This is a genomic window from Citrobacter sp. Cpo071, from assembly GCF_030332765.1.
In the GTDB taxonomy this organism is placed as follows: domain Bacteria; phylum Pseudomonadota; class Gammaproteobacteria; order Enterobacterales; family Enterobacteriaceae; genus Citrobacter; species Citrobacter portucalensis.
In genome coordinates this window covers 525,858-543,914 of record NZ_JAOWHE010000085.1, presented here as the reverse complement: position 1 = coordinate 543,914, position 18,057 = coordinate 525,858, and the positions used below count along the sequence as shown (strand labels likewise).

The following is an 18,057-nucleotide window of genomic DNA, read 5'->3' as shown; positions in this document are numbered from 1 at the left end:
AACGGCCTCCGCAGAGGCCGTCTTACTTTTACTGGCAATTACAGCGCTTTCAGGATCGCATCCACGCTGGCTTTGGCATCGCCAAACAGCATATGGGTGTTATCTTTAAAGAACAGCGGGTTCTGCACACCTGCATAGCCGGTGTTCATTGAACGTTTGAACACAATTACGTTCTGTGCTTTCCACACTTCCAGCACCGGCATGCCGGCGATCGGGCTGCGCGGGTCATCCTGCGCCGCCGGGTTTACCGTGTCGTTGGCACCAATGACCAGCACGGTATCGGTATCGGCGAAATCATCGTTGATCTCATCCATTTCCAGCACGATGTCATAAGGTACTTTGGCTTCCGCCAGCAGCACGTTCATATGACCTGGCAAGCGCCCTGCTACCGGGTGAATACCAAAACGCACTTTGATGCCGCGCGCGCGAAGTTTCTCAGTAATTTCCGCGACCGGATACTGTGCCTGAGCCACTGCCATGCCGTAGCCCGGGGTGATGATCACGGAGTGCGAGTTCTTCAGCATTTCTGCTGTGTCTTCCGCAGTAATCTCACGATGTTCACCCACTTCTTCATCAGATCCGGTAGAAGAACCGTCAGAACCAAAGCCGCCCGCAATAACGCTGAAAAATGAACGGTTCATCGCCTTACACATAATGTAAGACAGGATTGCACCAGAAGAACCGACCAGCGCACCGGTAACGATCAGCAGATCGTTGCTCAGCATAAAGCCCGCCGCCGCCGCCGCCCATCCTGAATAGGAGTTAAGCATTGAAACAACAACCGGCATATCCGCACCGCCAATGGACGCCACCAGATGCCAGCCAAAAGCCAGTGCAATAATGGTCATCACCAGCAGCGCCAGAACCTGCAGGCCCACGCTTTCGGTACGAACAAACACCACCAGCAGCAGGAAAGAAACAACCAGCGCCGCCAGGTTCATTTTGTGACGATTCGGCAGCATCAGCGGTTTAGAGGAGATCTTGCCGCGCAGTTTGCCAAAGGCCACCACAGAACCGGTAAAGGTCACCGCACCGATGAAGATACCCAGGAACACTTCCGTCAGGTGAATGTTCACCAGAATCGGCTCCAGGCCCGTATCGTGATACAGGTAGCTGTTGAACCCCACCAGTACCGCAGCCAGACCGACGAAGCTGTGCAGAATCGCCACCAACTCCGGCATCTCGGTCATTTCGACTTTCTTCGCCAGACGAATACCAATCGCGCCGCCGATGATCATCGCTACCAGGATCCACGCAACGTTGCCGGTATCCGGGCCAAAAATCGTAGCAATCAGCGCAATCGCCATCCCGGCGATGCCGTAGTTGTTACCCTGCTGAGAGGTTTCGTGTTTCGAAAGCCCCGCCAGACTAAAAATAAACAGGATCGCGGCAACAATGTATGCAGCTGTAACTAATCCTCCAGACATATGTTACCCCTTAGTTTTTCCGGAACATTTTCAGCATGCGCTGAGTCACGGTGAAGCCACCGAAAATATTAATGCTGGCAATAAGCACCGCGATAAAGCTCAGGAAACTCACCCAGCCACCCTGGCCAATTTGCAATAACGCCCCAACCACGATAATCCCCGAGATGGCGTTAGTCACAGACATCAGCGGAGTATGCAACGCATGTGACACATTCCAGACCACGTAGTAACCCACCACGCAGGAAAGCGCGAACACCGTAAAGTGACCAAGGAACTCTTTCGGCGCGACGTCGGCGAGCCAGCCAAACAAAATCACTACCAGCGCCATCAGCGCATATTTGCGCCACGGAGAGACAGGTTTTTTCTCTTCTTTCGGCGCAGGTGCGGCTTTTGGCGCTGCCTGCGGCTGAGCAGAAACCTGGATCGGCGGCGCAGGCCAGGTGATTTCACCATCACGAACCACCGTGACACCACGCACAACCACGTCGTCAAAATCGACAGTGATATTGCCGTCTTTCTCTTTACACAACAGTTTGAGCAGGTTGACGAGGTTCGTGCCGTACAGCTGGGAAGATTGCGTTGGCAAACGGCCAGGCAGATCGGTATAGCCGATAACCTTCACCCCGTTCTCGGTGGTGGTCACCTGATTAGGCACGGTATATTCGCAGTTACCGCCGTTTTGCGCGGCAAGATCGACAATTACGCTGCCCGCTTTCATCGAATCGACCATTTCACGGGTGATCAGTTTCGGGGCCGGTTTGCCCGGAATCAGCGCTGTGGTAACGATAATGTCGACGTCTTTCGCCTGCGCAGCGAAGAGTTCCATTTCAGCTTTGATGAACGCTTCGGACATCACTTTGGCATAGCCATCGCCGCTGCCCGCTTCTTCTTTAAAGTCCAGTTCAAGGAACTCTGCGCCCATACTCTGCACTTGTTCCTTCACTTCCGGACGGGTATCAAAAGCGCGCACGATAGCGCCCAGGCTGTTTGCCGCACCGATCGCCGCAAGACCTGCCACACCCGCACCAATCACCATGACCTTGGCAGGTGGAACCTTGCCTGCGGCGGTGATCTGGCCGGTGAAGAAGCGACCGAATTCATGTGCAGCTTCAACAATAGCGCGATACCCGGCGATGTTCGCCATCGAGCTTAAGGCATCCAGCGACTGCGCGCGCGAAATACGCGGCACGGAGTCCATCGCCATGACCGTCACGTTGCGCTCTGCAAGTTTTTGCAGCAGCTCAGGGTTTTGCGCGGGCCAAAGAAAACTCACCAGCGTCGTGCCCGGATTGAGTAACGGAATTTCCGCCTCCTCCGGCGCATTGACCTTCAGGATGATCTCTGACTGCCAGACTGCATTTCCATCAACAATTTCTGCGCCTGCTTGTACAAACGCCTTATCGTCAAAACTCGCCAGTTGACCTGCACCGCTTTCAACCGCGACGCTGAAACCCAGTTTAAGCAGCTGCTCAACCGTCTTCGGCGTGGCTGCAACGCGGGTTTCATTGGTTAACCGTTCTCTTGGTATGCCAATTCGCATAATGTTCCCTTCCATCTGTAATTATGATGATGGTTTATCAATGTTCGCACGAGGCATGCGCGCACTCTCGAAAGAGGTCAGTGTTACCTCAATAAAATAAAACAGTAACAAACTCTGTATAACCTACTGAAAATGACGCCTGTGATCTAGCGCCAAAAAACAGTATTTATTATGAAATTCGCGAAATAGAGATGAATCGAACCTCAGACAGATAAAATGCCCTAAAAATAGCCCACAAAGGCTGATAATTCGCTCAAGCGAAGCGGCAAAACATGATTACCTACCTGCCAAAAACAATTAATTAACATTAAATTAACTTATGAAATTCAACTGCTTTATCAGTTTTGGTCACCAAACGCCGAAATTTTCGGCATATCACAAAATGTTATCGCTGTTGTTACCTAACGTGACACGATGAGTGAAAAATGACGCAGACACTGACACAATTTAAATGCAATAATCAGCGACGTTTCTAGTCAATAACAATACCAGTACCTGGTTTGCGCAAGGCGAAGGATTATTTTTATGAAGCTTAAGAACACTCTCCTGGCGTCCGCACTAATTTCTGCGACTGCTTTTTCTGTAAATGCAGCGACAGAATTGACGCCGGAGCAAGCGGCTGCCCTGAAACCCTATGACCGCATTGTGGTCACCGGTCGTTTTAATGCTATCGGTGATGCGGTTGCTGCCGTTTCGCGCCGTGCAGATAAAGACGGTGCAGCCTCCTTTTATGTTGTTGATACCTCAGATTTTGGCAGCGGCGGTAACTGGCGCGTTGTTGCCGACGTCTATAAAGCCGACGCTGAAAAAGCGGAAGCGTCAAAAAACCGTGTCATTAACGGTGTTATGGAATTGCCAAAAGATCAGGCCGTTCTGATAGAACCTTACGACACCGTTACAGTGCAAGGTTTCTACCGTAGCCAGCCTGAAGTAAACGATGCCATCACCAAAGCAGCGAAAGAGAAAGGTGCTTACTCCTTCTATATCGTGCGTCAGGTCGATGCTAACCAGGGCGGCAACCAGCGTATTACTGCATTCATCTATAAAGCTGATGCGAAAAAACGCATTGTACAAAGCCCTGATGCGATCCCAGCAGATTCAGATGCTGGTCGTGCCGCATTAGCAGCAGGTGGCGAAGCCGCGAAGAAAGTTGAGATCCCGGGCGTAGCAACTACCGCTTCTCCGAGTGCTGAAGTCGGCCGCTTCTTCGAAACGCAATCGACCAAAGGCGGACGTTACACTGTCACGCTACCGGATGGAACCAAAGTTGAAGAACTGAACAAAGCGACAGCCGCCATGATGGTACCGTTCGACAGCATCAAGTTCACGGGTAACTACGGCAACATGACGGAAGTCTCTTATCAGGTAGCAAAACGCGCAGCGAAGAAAGGCGCGAAGTACTATCACATTACCCGCCAGTGGTCAGAACGTGGTAACAACGTGACGATCAGCGCCGATCTGTATAAGTAATACCCAATGCCTTATCAGGTCTACAGTCCTTGTAGACCTGATAATTTCGCGCAGTTCTGTTTCCAGACAAAACAAAAACAGCAGTATTAAGAAAACTTTTCACACTATTAGTCACAAATCTCTCTATCCCCATTGCATGCGTTCTCTTCTCTCCGTAAAATCCCGCGCCTTAGTGGCTTTCACCATTTTTATGCGGTTTGCCAAAATAATTATTCTCTCACTCTCGTTTTTGTAACTGGATACAAATGGAAAAGAAATTGGGTCTGAGCGCATTGACCGCGCTGGTTTTAAGCTCAATGCTCGGCGCTGGCGTTTTCAGCCTGCCACAAAATATGGCAGCAGTAGCCAGCCCGGCCGCATTATTGATTGGTTGGGCGATTACCGGTGCGGGTATTCTTTTGCTCGCCTTTGCCATGCTGATCCTGACGCGTATCCGTCCTGAACTGGACGGCGGTATCTTCACCTATGCACGTGAAGGTTTCGGCGAGTTGATTGGCTTCTGCTCTGCGTGGGGATACTGGCTGTGCGCTGTTATCGCTAACGTTTCGTATCTGGTCATCGTCTTCTCTGCGCTCAGTTTCTTTACCGACACACCGGAATTACGTCTGTTCGGCGACGGTAATACCTGGCAGTCGATTGCCGGCGCATCGGTACTGTTATGGATAGTCCATTTTCTGGTGTTGCGGGGAGTACAAACCGCGGCCAGCATTAACCTGGCCGCTACTCTGGCAAAACTATTGCCGCTAGGCCTCTTTATCGTGCTGGCATTCATGCTGTTTAAGCTCGACACCTTTACTCTCGATTTTACCGGCGTCGCGTTGGGCGTGCCTGTCTGGGAGCAGGTCAAAAACACCATGCTCATCACCCTGTGGGTTTTCATTGGTGTGGAAGGCGCGGTGGTGGTATCTGCCCGCGCCAGAAATAAACGCGATGTTGGTCGCGCCACGCTGTTAGCTGTACTCGCCGCACTGGGCGTTTACCTGTTAGTCACCCTGCTATCCCTCGGCGTTGTCGCGCGGCCAGAACTGGCAGAGATCCGCAATCCATCAATGGCCGGTCTGATGGTTAAAATGATGGGGCCATGGGGCGAAATTATTATTGCCGCGGGTCTGATTGTTTCCGTGTGTGGTGCCTATTTAAGCTGGACGATTATGGCGGCTGAAGTGCCGTTCCTCGCCTCCACGCACAAAGCGTTTCCGCGTATTTTTGCGCGACAGAATGCACAGGGTGCGCCATCGGCATCGCTGTGGCTAACCAACATCTGCGTACAAATCTGCCTTGTGCTAATCTGGCTCACAGGCTCCGACTACAATACGTTACTGACAATCGCCTCAGAGATGATTCTGGTGCCCTATTTGCTGGTCGGCGCATTTCTGTTAAAAATTGCCACCCGTCCGATTCATAAGGCTGTCGGTATCGGCGCGAGTATTTATGGCATATGGTTATTGTATGCGTCAGGTCCGATGCACCTACTGCTGTCTGTAGTGTTGTATGCGCCAGGGCTGTTGGTTTTCCTTTATGCCCGTAAAACGCACACGCATGAAAACGTATTAAAACGCCAGGAGATGGCGCTGATCGGCCTGTTGCTTGTTGCTGCTGTGCCGGCTACCTGGATGCTGATGGGATAACGTTATACCCATCGTTCGCGACATATGGAGATTACGATGGGTAAAAAAAACCCTTTGCCAATTCTTATCACCGGAGGTGGTCGTCGTATCGGCCTCGCCGTCGCATGGCACTTTCTGAACCAAAAACAGCCAGTTATCGTCAGCTACCGAACTCACTATCCTGCCATTGACGGCCTGCGAGAAGCGGGCGCGATTTGTATCCCGGCTGACTTTTCCACGGATGAAGGCGTACTGGCCTTTGCTGATGAGGTCAAAGCGCAGACGGATGGCTTGCGCGCCATTGTGCACAATGCCAGCGCCTGGGTCGCCGAAAAACCCGGCACACCGCTTAGCGAAGTACTTTCACGCATGATGCAGATCCACGTCAATACGCCCTACCTGCTCAACCACGCGCTGGAAGGATTGCTACGTGGTCATGGGCACGCAGCCAGCGACATCATCCATTTTACGGATTATGTTGTGGAGCGTGGAAGCGACAAGCATATTGCTTATGCTGCCAGCAAAGCGGCGCTGGATAATATGACCCGTTCGTTCGCGCGCAAACTGGCACCGGAAGTGAAAGTGAACGCGATTGCCCCCTCACTTATCCTGTTTAACGAGGGTGACGATGCAGAGTATCGCCAGCAGGCACTAAACAAATCACTGATGAAAACCGCGCCTGGTGAAAAAGAGGTCATTGATTTAATTGACTACCTACTAACCAGTTGTTTTGTCACCGGACGTAGTTTTGCCCTTGATGGCGGGCGTCATCTACGTTAGTGCAGTTTGATCCAACAAAAGATCAGTAACCACGCGCTCAGGCTCCAGCACACTACTGCACCGCCGAGCGCGATGGGTAAGCGCATAAACCCGGTGAAATACCACAGTGAAACAAGGTAGACAAAATAGGGAATAATCGACCACATACTGAATACAATGGTTGTACGTAACGCCTCGATCCCACGCTCACTGGCCACGATGTAGTGGGCAATCAACGCAAACGTCGGGAACAGTGGAATTAATCCAGCAATATAGTAATTCTTTGTTTTCGCCAGCAAACCAATCAACACCACCACCAGCGCACCGAGCGCCGCTTTTATAACGAGTCCCATCTCTCTGCCTTAACACATCAATAACATCAGCCTCTAGCATAACGGAAGCGTTCTTGTTTAGAAAAGATTAATGGAAGGAAAAACCGGGGCGGTGTATGTTGGCGTTTTATATTCAAAATGAATGATATGAACACCATCGTATTTGTTGAAGATGATCCCGAAGTTGGCTCACTGATTGCAGCCTATCTGGCCCGGCATGATATTGAGGTTATCCTTGAATCTCGTGGTGATTTGGCCGAGGAGAAAATCCTGCACGTTCAACCCGATCTGGTGTTATTAGATATCATGCTGCCGGGCAAAGACGGGATGACTATCTGCCGCGATTTACGCGGACGCTGGCAAGGCCCGATTGTTCTGCTCACCTCGCTGGACAGCGACATGAACCATATCCTGGCGCTGGAAATGGGTGCCTGTGACTACATCCTGAAAACAACGCCACCAGCTGTGCTGCTGGCTCGCCTGCGCCTGCACCTGCGCCAGAATGAACACTCCGCACAGTCTAAAGGCATTCAAGCGGCAACCATCACACCGCACACAACGCTGCGCTTTGGCACACTCACTATCGATCCCACCAACCGCTCCGTGCTGCTCGGCGGCGAGCAAATCTCTCTTTCCACCGCTGATTTTGAATTACTGTGGGAGTTGGCAACCCATGCCGGGCAGATTATGGACCGTGATGCGTTGCTAAAAAACCTGCGTGGCGTAAGTTATGACGGCATGGATCGCAGCGTCGATGTCGCGATTTCCCGCTTACGCAAAAAACTGCTCGATAACGCGACTGAACCCTATCGAATCAAAACGGTACGCAACAAAGGTTATCTGTTCGCACCGCACGCCTGGGACGACGCGCCGCAGAAGTAATCCAACTGGGCCGGTCACTTTGATCGGCCCTCTTAATTACCTGGCGTTACACTGTCACATTGATAGCTAACTAAACGTCAGTCCGTCGTATTTTTTCCAACGGTAGTTTACGGCGGAGATAATCCAGCAGCCGATAAAGACGCCAATAATCGCAAAACCGACATTCCCCATATGGTCACTCAAATTGCTGACGGTATCCCACAACCCCCCCTGAAGCGAAAACGCGTCAGAGAGAAGTCCCAGCGCCTCCAGCCCGCCAATAAATAGCGCAACAATCACGGAAGTCCCGGTAATGGTCATATTGTAATAGAGCTTACGTTGCGGCTTATTGAACGCCCATCCATAGGCCTCAACCATCAGAATACTGTCGAGACAATCAATTAACGCCATACCGCAGGTAAACAGCGCCGGGAACACGAGAATTGACCAAATCGACATGCCACTGGACGCGCTTGAAGCAGAAATTCCCAGCAGAGAAATTTCAGTGGCGGTATCAAAACCCAGACCAAACAGAAAGCCGACAAAATACATATGCCAGTCTTTACCTACCAGCCGAAACGCTGAGCGGAAAAGCCAGTTCAGAGGGCCTGAAACTGTAATGTCTTCCGTAGTGCCATCGTAAGTACCGGTGCGTTTAAGATGGCGGAATGCCTTCCAGACCTGGCAGAAAATAATGAGATTGATGGTAGCCAGAATCAGCAAAAATACGGCAGAAACCGTAGTTCCGATCAGACCACCGACATTCTGAAACCATGCCATATGTTGCTTAAACACGCTGGTAGTTAGCGCAATGCCAATGCTGGCTAGCACCACAATGGTAGAGTGTCCCAGAGAAAACCAGGCCCCCGTTGTCAGGGCACGTTTTTTCTGCTGCATGAGTTTACGCGTCGCGCTGTCTATCGCGGCGATATGATCGGCATCAACGGCATGGCGCAAACCATAGCACCACGCAATCAGACTCAGTGCCAATAAGGAAGTATTGTTGCTAAACGCGGTGAAAGCCCACAGCCACGCTACGATGTTTGCCCCGATGAGTAAGACCATCAACAAAAGAATATTCGGGCGTTTTTTTAATAATGAAAACAATGCGTTCATTGTTTCCGGCCTGTCAAATTTTCGCTCAACAACACACCACACCGCCGTTCATTAATTGATTAATACAACGTTTACCAGGATAATGATAACTCTTAAGAATTACTAACCCTGTGTCGTAGATCAAAATTGATTACCACCTGAAGCAAGTTCTGCCATCGCTAGCTCCGCAATATGCAGAGGTACCGTTGCGCTGTCACCCTCTTGCAGAAACCAGACGGACGACAACCCACACCAGGCAACAATCCACATCAGTAAACGCTGCCGTTCAATTCTGGCGATTTCAGACACAATGTTGACTCGTTGCGTGAATATTTCCGGCTCAATGGCGACAGGTCTGGTAGGTTCGGCAAGATCGGGGTTAGTAAAGATATTGGCATAATCAAAGCCACGCTCGCCCACCAGCCCTTTGGGATCGATAGCCAGCCATCCTCTCGTTCCGAAATCAAGAATATTGCCGTGGTGTAGATCGCCATGTAATACGACTTCATCATGGGGTGAAGATAGCAGTACGTTTGCCACCGCAGCACAACGCGTCAGGATACCGCCATGCTTTTTCGCGGCTGGAGCCAGATCGCGAAACCAATGGTGCAGAGGTGTTAACGCAGGCGTAGACGCATTTCGGGAGAGATGGAGTCTACTGGCAGCATGGCAAATAATGCGACAGGCCTGCGCATCGTTGCCAGTCCAGGACATGTCCGCTAAAGACCCTGTCCCTGTCGCACGATCCAGCAGAATCGCCCCTGCAGCATGAGCAAGTACTTTCGCTGCGCCATTTCCGTTCCACCAGACCATGAGTTCACAGCCGATCCGTTCACTGTCATCATCGGTGATCTTTAGTATGGCTTTCTGCCCGTCCTTGACCACCACAGGCAAAAGCTGCGATGTGTGCGTTTCAAACGGTTCACCATCTGGAGTGAGCCCCCAACGGTTAAGCCAGGTGTTGAACAGACGATTTTCCAAACAATATCCTCATTTTTCTCTGGAAGATGGTAATCAAAAGATCCGTGTCGGCATTATTCCTGTTTTCTTTTAGTTGAGCCACAACCCCCACTTCCATCATCACTGACTTATCGGGTAGAGCACTAACAGGCACATCCTTGTGTATCTGTGTGCCATGCTGACTGTGTTCGGTATATGAGGAGGACACGATGATCACGTTATGCAAAACCTGTGGAACATCCTATGAGGTAACTGGCGCCCATCCGGAACATTGCGATATCTGCCTGGATGAACGTCAATATGTCCCCACAAGCGGGCAGAAATGGATCGATTTTGACACCCTGTGTGCATCGCATACAAATAAGTGGAAGCAACACGACAGTACCCTCCTCAGCATCCGCACCGTTCCTGATTTTGCAATTGATCAGCGCGCGTTTCTTGTGCGTACCCCAGAAGGAAATATTCTGTGGGACTGCATTGCCACGCTCGACGATGCCACAAAAACGCTAATAACGTCCCTTGGCGGCCTTAAGGCTATCGCGATTTCGCATCCTCATTACTACACCACCATGCAGGACTGGGCTGCGGAATTTAACGCGCCGATTTACCTTCATGCCAGCGACAGAAGGTGGGTAATGCGTGACAGCCCGTGGATTAGATTCTGGGATGGCGACACCATTGAGTTAACCCGTGACGTCACGATGATACGTCTCGGCGGGCACTTTGCTGGCGGCTGCGTCCTGCACTGGGCACGTGACGAAGGCGTGGTGCTTTCTGGCGACATCGTTCAAGTTACACCAGGTGCCCATGCAGTCTCTTTTATGTGGAGCTACCCCAATATGCTACCGTTGCCAGCCGCCACCGTCAGCGACATCATCCAACGCCTGAGAACAGTGAAATTTAAGCAACTTTACGGCGCATTTGAAGGAAAAGATATTACGCAAAATGCCGATGAAATTGTGCGCCGTTCAGGTGAAAAATATATTTCCTGCCTCAAATAAACCGCAGTTTATTCACCAACCATGCTCAGGAAGGTAAAAATGGATAGAACTTATAAATCACGCCCATCACAGAAACACTCACTATCACACTGATAATGAAGTAGGTTTTGAAAGGCTGCTTTTGTGTTTTATGGCGAAAGATTTGTTGACCCGCTATCGCGCCGCCCCATCCGCCCACAACGCCAAACACCAGCAATGTGGATTCCGGCACTCTGCGCCAGTCCTTGCGTGCCGCCATTTTGTCCACGCCGTATAACAGCAGCGTCAGAACGTTGGCGAGTAGAAACCATATAACAAGAGGATAAGCGGTGAAAATGCAGCCGACCGCTGCGAAAATGAGTAGCGAATAACAACAGCGATTGAGATTCATATTTTCAGTCACAGCACTTTTCAGGAAGTATCGGCACGCATTATACGCAAGGTCAGTCATCCCTGCCACGGGTGAGAATATCCCTTTTATTATTATGCCTATATCCCCAAAGATAGCGCAAATTCTCTGGTCTGCGGGGTACCTAACAATTCAAACAAGAGATTCGTTTTCATTATTCAAAACAAATGATAATTTATTAAACCCAAATGGAGAAATTGTTCTGGAGTCACAAGGATGAGAAAATACTCATATCCATATTTGTTTTTTATTACCGTCTCATCTCTCGGCGCAATTTTTCTCTTTTACTGGTGGAAGGTAACGGTATACAGAGCGACATTTCTCTACCCGCTCACATCCAAATACCTCATGCTTATTTCTCTGGCAGTGTCATTGTTAATTACCTTATTTCTGGTAGGTAATGGGATAATGAAAAAAAGTCCCTTCCAAACCTATCTGAAATTATTTGGTGGCATCAGCATTGCCATGGTGCTGTTTTCAGTGATCATGGTTATGGCGATAACCTGGTTCATTCCGGGTGTCCCCTCGTCCTATACCGCCACATACGTCTATGCTACAGGAAGTTCTAAAAGTTGTTCGGGGGCTGATGTTGACGATCCGGATCTCGGGACTAACATCAGAATTTGCTATCCCGAAGGTAACTACGAATATAACAACACCATCTACGTTGAGAAACGAAGTAACCTTTTAGGTGCGGTCGTGACATACGCCAGAACAACCCCACCCCGATTTTGATTAACTTACAGCGTAGAAAGCAATGCGTGATCCAGCGAAAGGTCATTCCGCGCCCGTAGGAGCCATAAGAATGCAGAAAAGAGATATACAGTGTACTCTGCGTGGACAAGCACGCCGGATGGTGATCGGAGAACCTTTCTGAACCCACGCATCGGCGGATACCGCTGTGCCCACTTTTCCCCTGAGGGACACGTGCACTCGCTAACTTATTGAGCGTTCGGTGATTTTTTATGAAGAAACTGTTTGTGCAGTTTTACCTCCTGCTGTTTGTCTGCTTTTTGGTGATGACCCTGTTGGTCGGTCTGGTATACAAATTCACCGCAGAACGCGCAGGCAGACAGTCGCTCGACGATTTGATGAAAAGCTCGTTGTACCTGATGCGCAGTGAACTACGCGAAATCCCGCCACGCGACTGGGGTAAGACGCTGAAGGAGATGGATTTAAACCTCTCATTTGACCTGCGCGTTGAACCGCTGAATAAGTACACACTGGATGCCCCAACCATGCAGCGTTTGCGCGAAGGCGATATTGTGGCACTTGACGATCAATACACCTTCATTCAACGCATTCCTCGCAGCCATTATGTGCTGGCCGTCGGTCCGGTTCCCTACCTCTATTTTCTCCATCAAATGCGCTTGCTGGACATCGCGCTGATGGCGTTTATTGCTATCTCACTGGCCTTCCCGGTACTGATCTGGATGCGCCCGCACTGGCAGGAAATGCTCAGACTCGAATCCGCCGCACAACGTTTTGGTGAAGGACATCTGAGTGAACGCCTTCATTTTGACAGCGGTTCCAGCTTTGAGCGCCTGGGCGTAGCGTTTAACCAAATGGCCGACAATATCAATGCGCTGATCGCCAGTAAAAAACAGCTCATCGATGGTATTGCCCATGAGCTTCGTACCCCGCTGGTACGTTTACGTTACCGGCTGGAAATGAGTGATAACCTCACCGAGCAGGAATCTCAGGCGCTGAATCGTGATATCGGCCAACTGGAAGCGTTGATAGAAGAGTTACTGACCTACGCCCGCCTGGATCGCCCGCAAAATGAACTGAAGCTCAGTGTACCGGACTTGCCTGCTTGGTTAACCACCCATCTGGAGGATGTGCAAAGCGTGAATCCTGACCGTGAGGTGCACTTACGTCATCTCGAAACTGGCGACTACGGCGCGTTGGATATGCGCCTGATGGAGCGAGTCCTGGATAATTTGCTGAATAATGCTCTGCGCTATTGCCAGTCTACAGTGCAAGCCAGTCTGCTGCTGAACGGCAATCAAGCCACGCTGGTAGTGGAAGACGACGGCCCCGGCATTGCACCAGACGCTCGCGAACAGATTTTTGAACCGTTTGTACGCCTTGATCCCAGCCGTGATCGGGCGACCGGGGGTTGTGGGCTTGGGTTAGCCATCGTCCACTCAATAGCGTTGGCTATGGGAGGGACGGTCGTCTGTGATAAAAGTGAACTTGGCGGCGCCCGGTTTACTTTCCGTTGGCCCGTCTGGCATAACATTCCTGAAATTTCGGCTGCCTGACCTATTCTGCTCGGTGGCCAGGCGGTGGATGTTGTGCTATAAAAAAGTATGTTGTAACTAAAATGGTAAATCTATGGCCCGTTACGATCTCGTTGACCGCCTGAACGGCACCTTTCGCCAGATGGAACAAGAACTGGCGCTTCTGAACGAAAACCTGTTGCAGCAGACGCTGCTTATTGCCCGCGTGTTCTCGTTACCGGAAGTGGTCAAAGAGGCAGAGCATGCCCCTCTACAGAGCATTGATGTTAAGCAGCATTTAGGCAAAGAGGCTGAAGCGCTGGCACTGCGCCATTACCGTCACCTGTTTATTCAGCAGCAGTCCGAAAACCGCAGCAGCAAAGCGGCCGTCCGCCTACCGGGTGTATTGTGCTACCAGGTTGATAATGCGGGGCAATGTGCTCTGGAAGAACAAATCCAGCGTATAAACCAGTTGAAAACCACCTTCGAGCGCATTGTTACAGTAGAATCAGGGCTGGCGCCGGCAGCACGTTTCGAATGGGTGCATCGCCACCTGCCGGGGCTGATTACACTGAATGCCTATCGCACGCTCACCGTTGTCAGAGATCCTGCCACCCTGCGATTCGGCTGGGCTAACAAGCACATTATTAAAAACCTGAAACGTGATGAAGTACTGCAGCAACTGGAAAAAAGCCTGACCTCACCGCGCAGCGTACATCCCTGGACACGTGAAGAATGGCAGGCGAAGCTTGAACGCGAATATCAGGATATCGCTGACTTACCGCAGCAGGCCCGCCTGAAAATTAAAAGGCCGGTAAAAGTGCAGCCTATTGCCCGAGTCTGGTACAAAGGAGAGCAAAAACAGGTGCAATATGCCTGCCCGACGCCACTAATTGCACTGCTTAATGACGACAACGGTATGACCGTACCGGATATCGGCGAGTTACTGAATTACGATGCCGATAACGTTCAGCATCGCTTTAAACCTCAGGCGCAGCCGTTGAGATTGATTATTCCCCGGCTGCACCTGTACGTTGCGGATTAACTGCCTGGCCGCATGCTGCCAACCATCAGCTCCGGACGTACCCAGCTGTCGAACTCCGCTTCGGTTAGATATCCCAGCGCCAGAGCGGAGGCTTTTAGCGTCAGCCCTTCTTTATGCGCTTTTTTGGCAATTTCAGCCGCTTTATCGTAACCGATATGGGTGTTGAGCGCGGTCACCAGCATCAGCGACTCATTGAGCAGCTGATCTATTCGTTCACGGTTGGGCTCGATTCCCGTCGCGCAATGTTCATTGAAGCTTTCCATACCGTCCGCCAGCAGGCGTACCGACTGCAGGAAGTTGTGGATGACCATCGGTCGATAGACGTTGAGCTCAAAGTTACCTGACGCCCCGCCCATATTGATGGCGACATCGTTACCCATCACCTGGCAGCACAACATGGTCAGCGCTTCACACTGGGTAGGATTGACTTTACCCGGCATGATCGAGCTGCCCGGTTCGTTTTCCGGAATTGAAATTTCGCCAATACCACAGCGCGGGCCAGATGCCAGCCAGCGTACATCGTTGGCGATTTTCATCAGCGACGCTGCCAGCCCTTTTAGCGCTCCGTGGGCATGAACCAGGGCATCGCAGGTGGCCAGCGCTTCAAATTTATTCGGAGCGGTAACGAACGGCGCGCAGGTAATGACCCGCAGTTCGTCCGCGACCCGGCGGGCGTATTCGGGATGAGTGTTCAGTCCGGTACCTACCGCGGTTCCCCCCAACGCCAGTTCTGCCACATGCGGTAAACTGTTTTCAATGTGTCTGAGGTTATGTTCAAGCATTGCTACCCAGCCGGAAATCTCCTGGCCAAGCGTAAGTGGAGTTGCATCTTGCAGATGTGTACGACCAATTTTAACGATATCGGCGAAAGCGTGGGACTTATCACTGAGCGTTTTGGTCAACACATTTAATTGTGGGATCAAAGATTTACGCAGCGCCAGCAGTGCGGCAACGTGCATTGCGGTCGGGAAGACATCGTTCGAGCTTTGGCTTTTATTGACATCATCGTTGGGGTGTACTTTTCGCTCCATCCCCCGCACGCCGCCCAGCAATTCGCTGGCCCGGTTTGCCAGCACCTCGTTCATGTTCATATTGCTTTGCGTGCCTGAGCCGGTTTGCCAGATGGCCAGCGGAAACTCATCGCGGTGTTTATCTGCCAACACCTCATCTGCAGCCCGCATAATAGCCCTGGCTTTATCCTCCGCTAGCAGCCCCAGATCCTGGTTAACCTTTGCCGCGGCGCGTTTCGTCAGCGCCAGCGCATGGATCAGCGAGACCGGCATTTTCTCCGTAGAGATACGAAAATGCTCCAGCGAACGTTGGGTTTGCGCGCCCCAAAGCTTATCGGCAGGAACATCAATCGCCCCCATTGAATCATTCTCGCGGCGTACCGTTACCATTACCTGCTCCTTACATTAACAGTTGATTAGGTTATGTTTCGACATTGCCCATTTGCATTGGTCTTATGAGTATTAACGAGGATAAAGCTGTCGTTTGGTGGTTCGTGCGGTAAAAAAAACCGCCCCGAAGGGCGGCTGACGTTACTTAACGCAGCGTGCGCACTGCGACGTCTGAATTTGCTTGAAGAAATCGTTGCCTTTGTCATCTACCAGGATAAATGCCGGGAAATCTTCTACTTCAATTTTCCAGATGGCTTCCATCCCGAGTTCCGGGTATTCCACGCACTCCAGGCTCTTAATACTGCCCTGAGCCAGCACCGCGGCGGGGCCGCCAATACTGCCCAAATAGAAGCCGCCATGTTTATGGCAAGCATCGGTCACCTGCTGGCTGCGATTGCCTTTCGCCAGCATAATCATGCTCCCACCAGCGGCCTGAAGCTGGTCAACATACGAGTCCATACGTCCGGCAGTGGTTGGCCCCAGCGAACCAGAGGCATAGCCTTCCGGCGTTTTTGCCGGACCTGCGTAATAGATCGGGTGATCTTTAACATACTGCGGCAAACTTTCGCCGTTATCCAGACGTTCTTTCAGTTTCGCATGCGCAATATCACGGCCAACGATAATTGTACCGTTGAGCGACAGACGCGTGGAAACCGGATACTGGGAAAGCTGAGCCAGAATCTCTTTCATCGGACGATTGAGGTCAACGCGCACCGCTTCGCCCTCTCCCGCCTGGCGCAGCTCTTCCGGTATAAATTTGCCAGGATTATGTTCCAGTTTTTCGATCCAGATACCTTCACGGTTGATCTTGGCTTTGATATTTCGATCGGCTGAGCAAGAAACGCCCATTCCAACCGGACACGACGCGCCGTGACGCGGCAGGCGGATCACGCGGATATCATGCGCGAAGTACTTCCCGCCAAACTGCGCGCCAAGCCCCAAATTCTGCGCCTCAATCAGCAGCTCTTTTTCCAGCTCTACATCGCGGAATGCCTGACCATGTTCGTTACCTTCTGTCGGCAATTCGTCGTAGTATTTTGCAGAAGCCAGTTTGACCGTTTTCAGCGTGGCTTCTGCCGATGTTCCACCGATTACGAACGCGATATGATACGGCGGACAAGCCGCAGTGCCCAACGTACGCATTTTCTCAACCAGGTAATTTTTTAATTTGCCCGGCGTTAGCAGCGCTTTGGTTTCCTGGTACAGATAGGTTTTGTTCGCTGAACCACCACCTTTGGCAATACACAGGAATTTGTATTCATCTCCGTCGACGGTATACAAATCGATTTGTGCTGGCAGGTTGGTACCGGTGTTCACCTCTTTATACATATCCAGCGCTGCGTTTTGTGAATAGCGCAGGTTGTCTTCGATGTAGGTGTTATAGACGCCTCGTGCCAGCGCCTCCTCATCGCCCCCACCGGTCCAGACACGCTGACCTTTTTTACCCACGATAATCGCAGTTCCGGTGTCCTGACAGGTCGGCAAAATGCCTTTTGCCGCGATGTCAGAGTTACGCAGGAATTGCAGGGCCACATATTTGTCGTTTTCGCTGGCCTCCGGGTCGCGCAGAATATCAGCTACCTGCTGTTGATGTGCGGGACGCAGCATAAACGACGCATCATGAAAGGCCTGACGAGCCAGCAGGGTTAAGGCTTGCGGTGCAACTTTAACAATCTCCTGCCCTTCAAATTCGGCAACAGAGACATAGTCGCTGGTCAGCAGATAGTATTCGGTATCATCCTTTTTGAGGGGGAAAGGATGCTGATAATGAAAGGGTTTGTTTGACATTGTGCTCTCACTTACTGCTCGGTCTGGTTATTCTCTGGGCAGATGTTCCATTGCCCTGCTTCCCTGCCGCAGATCCGGTTGTAGAAGGAAGAGCTTTCTGCAACCGGAATTACTCAGGGTATTAAAAGCGAGTCACCATATCCTACACATTTTTTTAAC

At 51.2% G+C, this 18,057-nt stretch carries 16 protein-coding genes; 8 read left to right on the top strand and 8 right to left on the bottom strand.

Features of this window, described 5'->3' with window-relative positions:
- Positions 1-38 precede the first annotated feature (38 nt).
- Together pntB and pntA are read right to left on the bottom strand one after the other, a co-directional pair.
- Positions 39-1,427, bottom strand: a complete 1,389-nt coding sequence (pntB, locus tag OGY09_RS19785) for a Re/Si-specific NAD(P)(+) transhydrogenase subunit beta (protein ID WP_003832859.1) — start codon at positions 1,425-1,427, stop codon at positions 39-41.
- A 10-nt stretch (positions 1,428-1,437) separates the two neighbouring features.
- A complete protein-coding gene (gene pntA / locus OGY09_RS19780) occupies positions 1,438-2,967 on the bottom strand; it encodes a Re/Si-specific NAD(P)(+) transhydrogenase subunit alpha (protein ID WP_020996412.1) in 1,530 nt (509 codons plus the stop codon).
- Positions 2,968-3,492: 525 nt separating this feature from the next.
- Between pntA and ydgH the strand changes: the two genes are divergently transcribed.
- The 3 genes from ydgH (at position 3,493) to folM (ending at position 6,824) form a co-directional block, all read left to right on the top strand.
- Positions 3,493-4,437 (top strand): DUF1471 family protein YdgH, encoded by a 945-nt coding sequence (gene ydgH, locus OGY09_RS19775; RefSeq protein ID WP_003832856.1) that lies wholly within the window; start codon positions 3,493-3,495, stop codon positions 4,435-4,437.
- Between the two features lie 245 nt (positions 4,438-4,682).
- Positions 4,683-6,065, top strand: coding sequence for an amino acid permease (locus OGY09_RS19770; protein ID WP_032943370.1), 1,383 nt, complete (start codon positions 4,683-4,685; stop codon positions 6,063-6,065).
- Between the two features lie 36 nt (positions 6,066-6,101).
- Positions 6,102-6,824, top strand: coding sequence for a dihydromonapterin reductase (folM, locus tag OGY09_RS19765; protein WP_020996413.1), 723 nt, complete (start codon positions 6,102-6,104; stop codon positions 6,822-6,824).
- Here folM and OGY09_RS19760 read toward each other — a convergent pair.
- The gene (locus tag OGY09_RS19760) at positions 6,821-7,156 is read right to left on the bottom strand and encodes a GlpM family protein (protein ID WP_008784705.1); all 336 of its coding nucleotides are present in this window, start codon (positions 7,154-7,156) and stop codon (positions 6,821-6,823) included. The two genes, folM and OGY09_RS19760, sit on opposite strands and share 4 nt — an antisense overlap.
- Before the next feature lie 117 nt (positions 7,157-7,273).
- Here OGY09_RS19760 and rstA point away from each other — a divergent pair, with 117 nt between their 5' ends.
- The gene (gene rstA, locus OGY09_RS19755) at positions 7,274-8,017 is read left to right on the top strand and encodes a two-component system response regulator RstA (RefSeq protein ID WP_032943368.1); all 744 of its coding nucleotides are present in this window, start codon (positions 7,274-7,276) and stop codon (positions 8,015-8,017) included.
- A gap of 66 nt (positions 8,018-8,083) precedes the next feature.
- Here rstA and OGY09_RS19750 read toward each other — a convergent pair whose 3' ends face one another.
- Together OGY09_RS19750 and OGY09_RS19745 are read right to left on the bottom strand one after the other, a co-directional pair.
- Positions 8,084-9,112: a HoxN/HupN/NixA family nickel/cobalt transporter gene (locus tag OGY09_RS19750; RefSeq protein WP_032943366.1), complete on the bottom strand. Its 1,029-nt coding sequence runs from the start codon at positions 9,110-9,112 to the stop codon at positions 8,084-8,086.
- A 120-nt stretch (positions 9,113-9,232) separates the two neighbouring features.
- Positions 9,233-10,072, bottom strand: coding sequence for an aminoglycoside phosphotransferase family protein (locus OGY09_RS19745; RefSeq protein WP_032943365.1), 840 nt, complete (start codon positions 10,070-10,072; stop codon positions 9,233-9,235).
- Positions 10,073-10,260: 188 nt separating this feature from the next.
- Between OGY09_RS19745 and OGY09_RS19740 the strand changes: the two genes are divergently transcribed.
- Entirely contained in the window at positions 10,261-11,052 is a 792-nt protein-coding gene (locus OGY09_RS19740; protein ID WP_032943363.1) for an MBL fold metallo-hydrolase, read from the top strand.
- A gap of 25 nt (positions 11,053-11,077) precedes the next feature.
- Here OGY09_RS19740 and OGY09_RS19735 read toward each other — a convergent pair whose 3' ends face one another.
- Complete coding sequence (locus tag OGY09_RS19735) at positions 11,078-11,422, bottom strand: DUF1294 domain-containing protein (protein WP_032944411.1); 345 nt, start codon at positions 11,420-11,422, stop codon at positions 11,078-11,080.
- A 234-nt stretch (positions 11,423-11,656) separates the two neighbouring features.
- Between OGY09_RS19735 and OGY09_RS25315 the strand changes: the two genes are divergently transcribed.
- The 3 genes from OGY09_RS25315 (at position 11,657) to tus (ending at position 14,710) form a co-directional block, all read left to right on the top strand.
- Entirely contained in the window at positions 11,657-12,175 is a 519-nt protein-coding gene (locus tag OGY09_RS25315) for a hypothetical protein (protein ID WP_032943361.1), read from the top strand.
- 230 nt (positions 12,176-12,405) lie between these two features.
- Positions 12,406-13,707 (top strand): two-component system sensor histidine kinase RstB, encoded by a 1,302-nt coding sequence (gene rstB, locus OGY09_RS19725; protein ID WP_032943359.1) that lies wholly within the window; start codon positions 12,406-12,408, stop codon positions 13,705-13,707.
- Positions 13,708-13,780: 73 nt separating this feature from the next.
- The gene (tus, locus tag OGY09_RS19720; protein ID WP_032943357.1) at positions 13,781-14,710 is read left to right on the top strand and encodes a DNA replication terminus site-binding protein; all 930 of its coding nucleotides are present in this window, start codon (positions 13,781-13,783) and stop codon (positions 14,708-14,710) included.
- Here tus and fumC read toward each other — a convergent pair.
- Both fumC and fumB read right to left on the bottom strand, forming a co-directional pair.
- Complete coding sequence (gene fumC, locus OGY09_RS19715) at positions 14,707-16,110, bottom strand: class II fumarate hydratase (protein ID WP_032943356.1); 1,404 nt, start codon at positions 16,108-16,110, stop codon at positions 14,707-14,709. The genes tus and fumC overlap by 4 nt on opposite strands.
- A 141-nt stretch (positions 16,111-16,251) precedes the next feature.
- Positions 16,252-17,898, bottom strand: a complete 1,647-nt coding sequence (fumB, locus tag OGY09_RS19710; protein ID WP_003832822.1) for a class I fumarate hydratase — start codon at positions 17,896-17,898, stop codon at positions 16,252-16,254.
- Positions 17,899-18,057 lie beyond the last annotated feature (159 nt).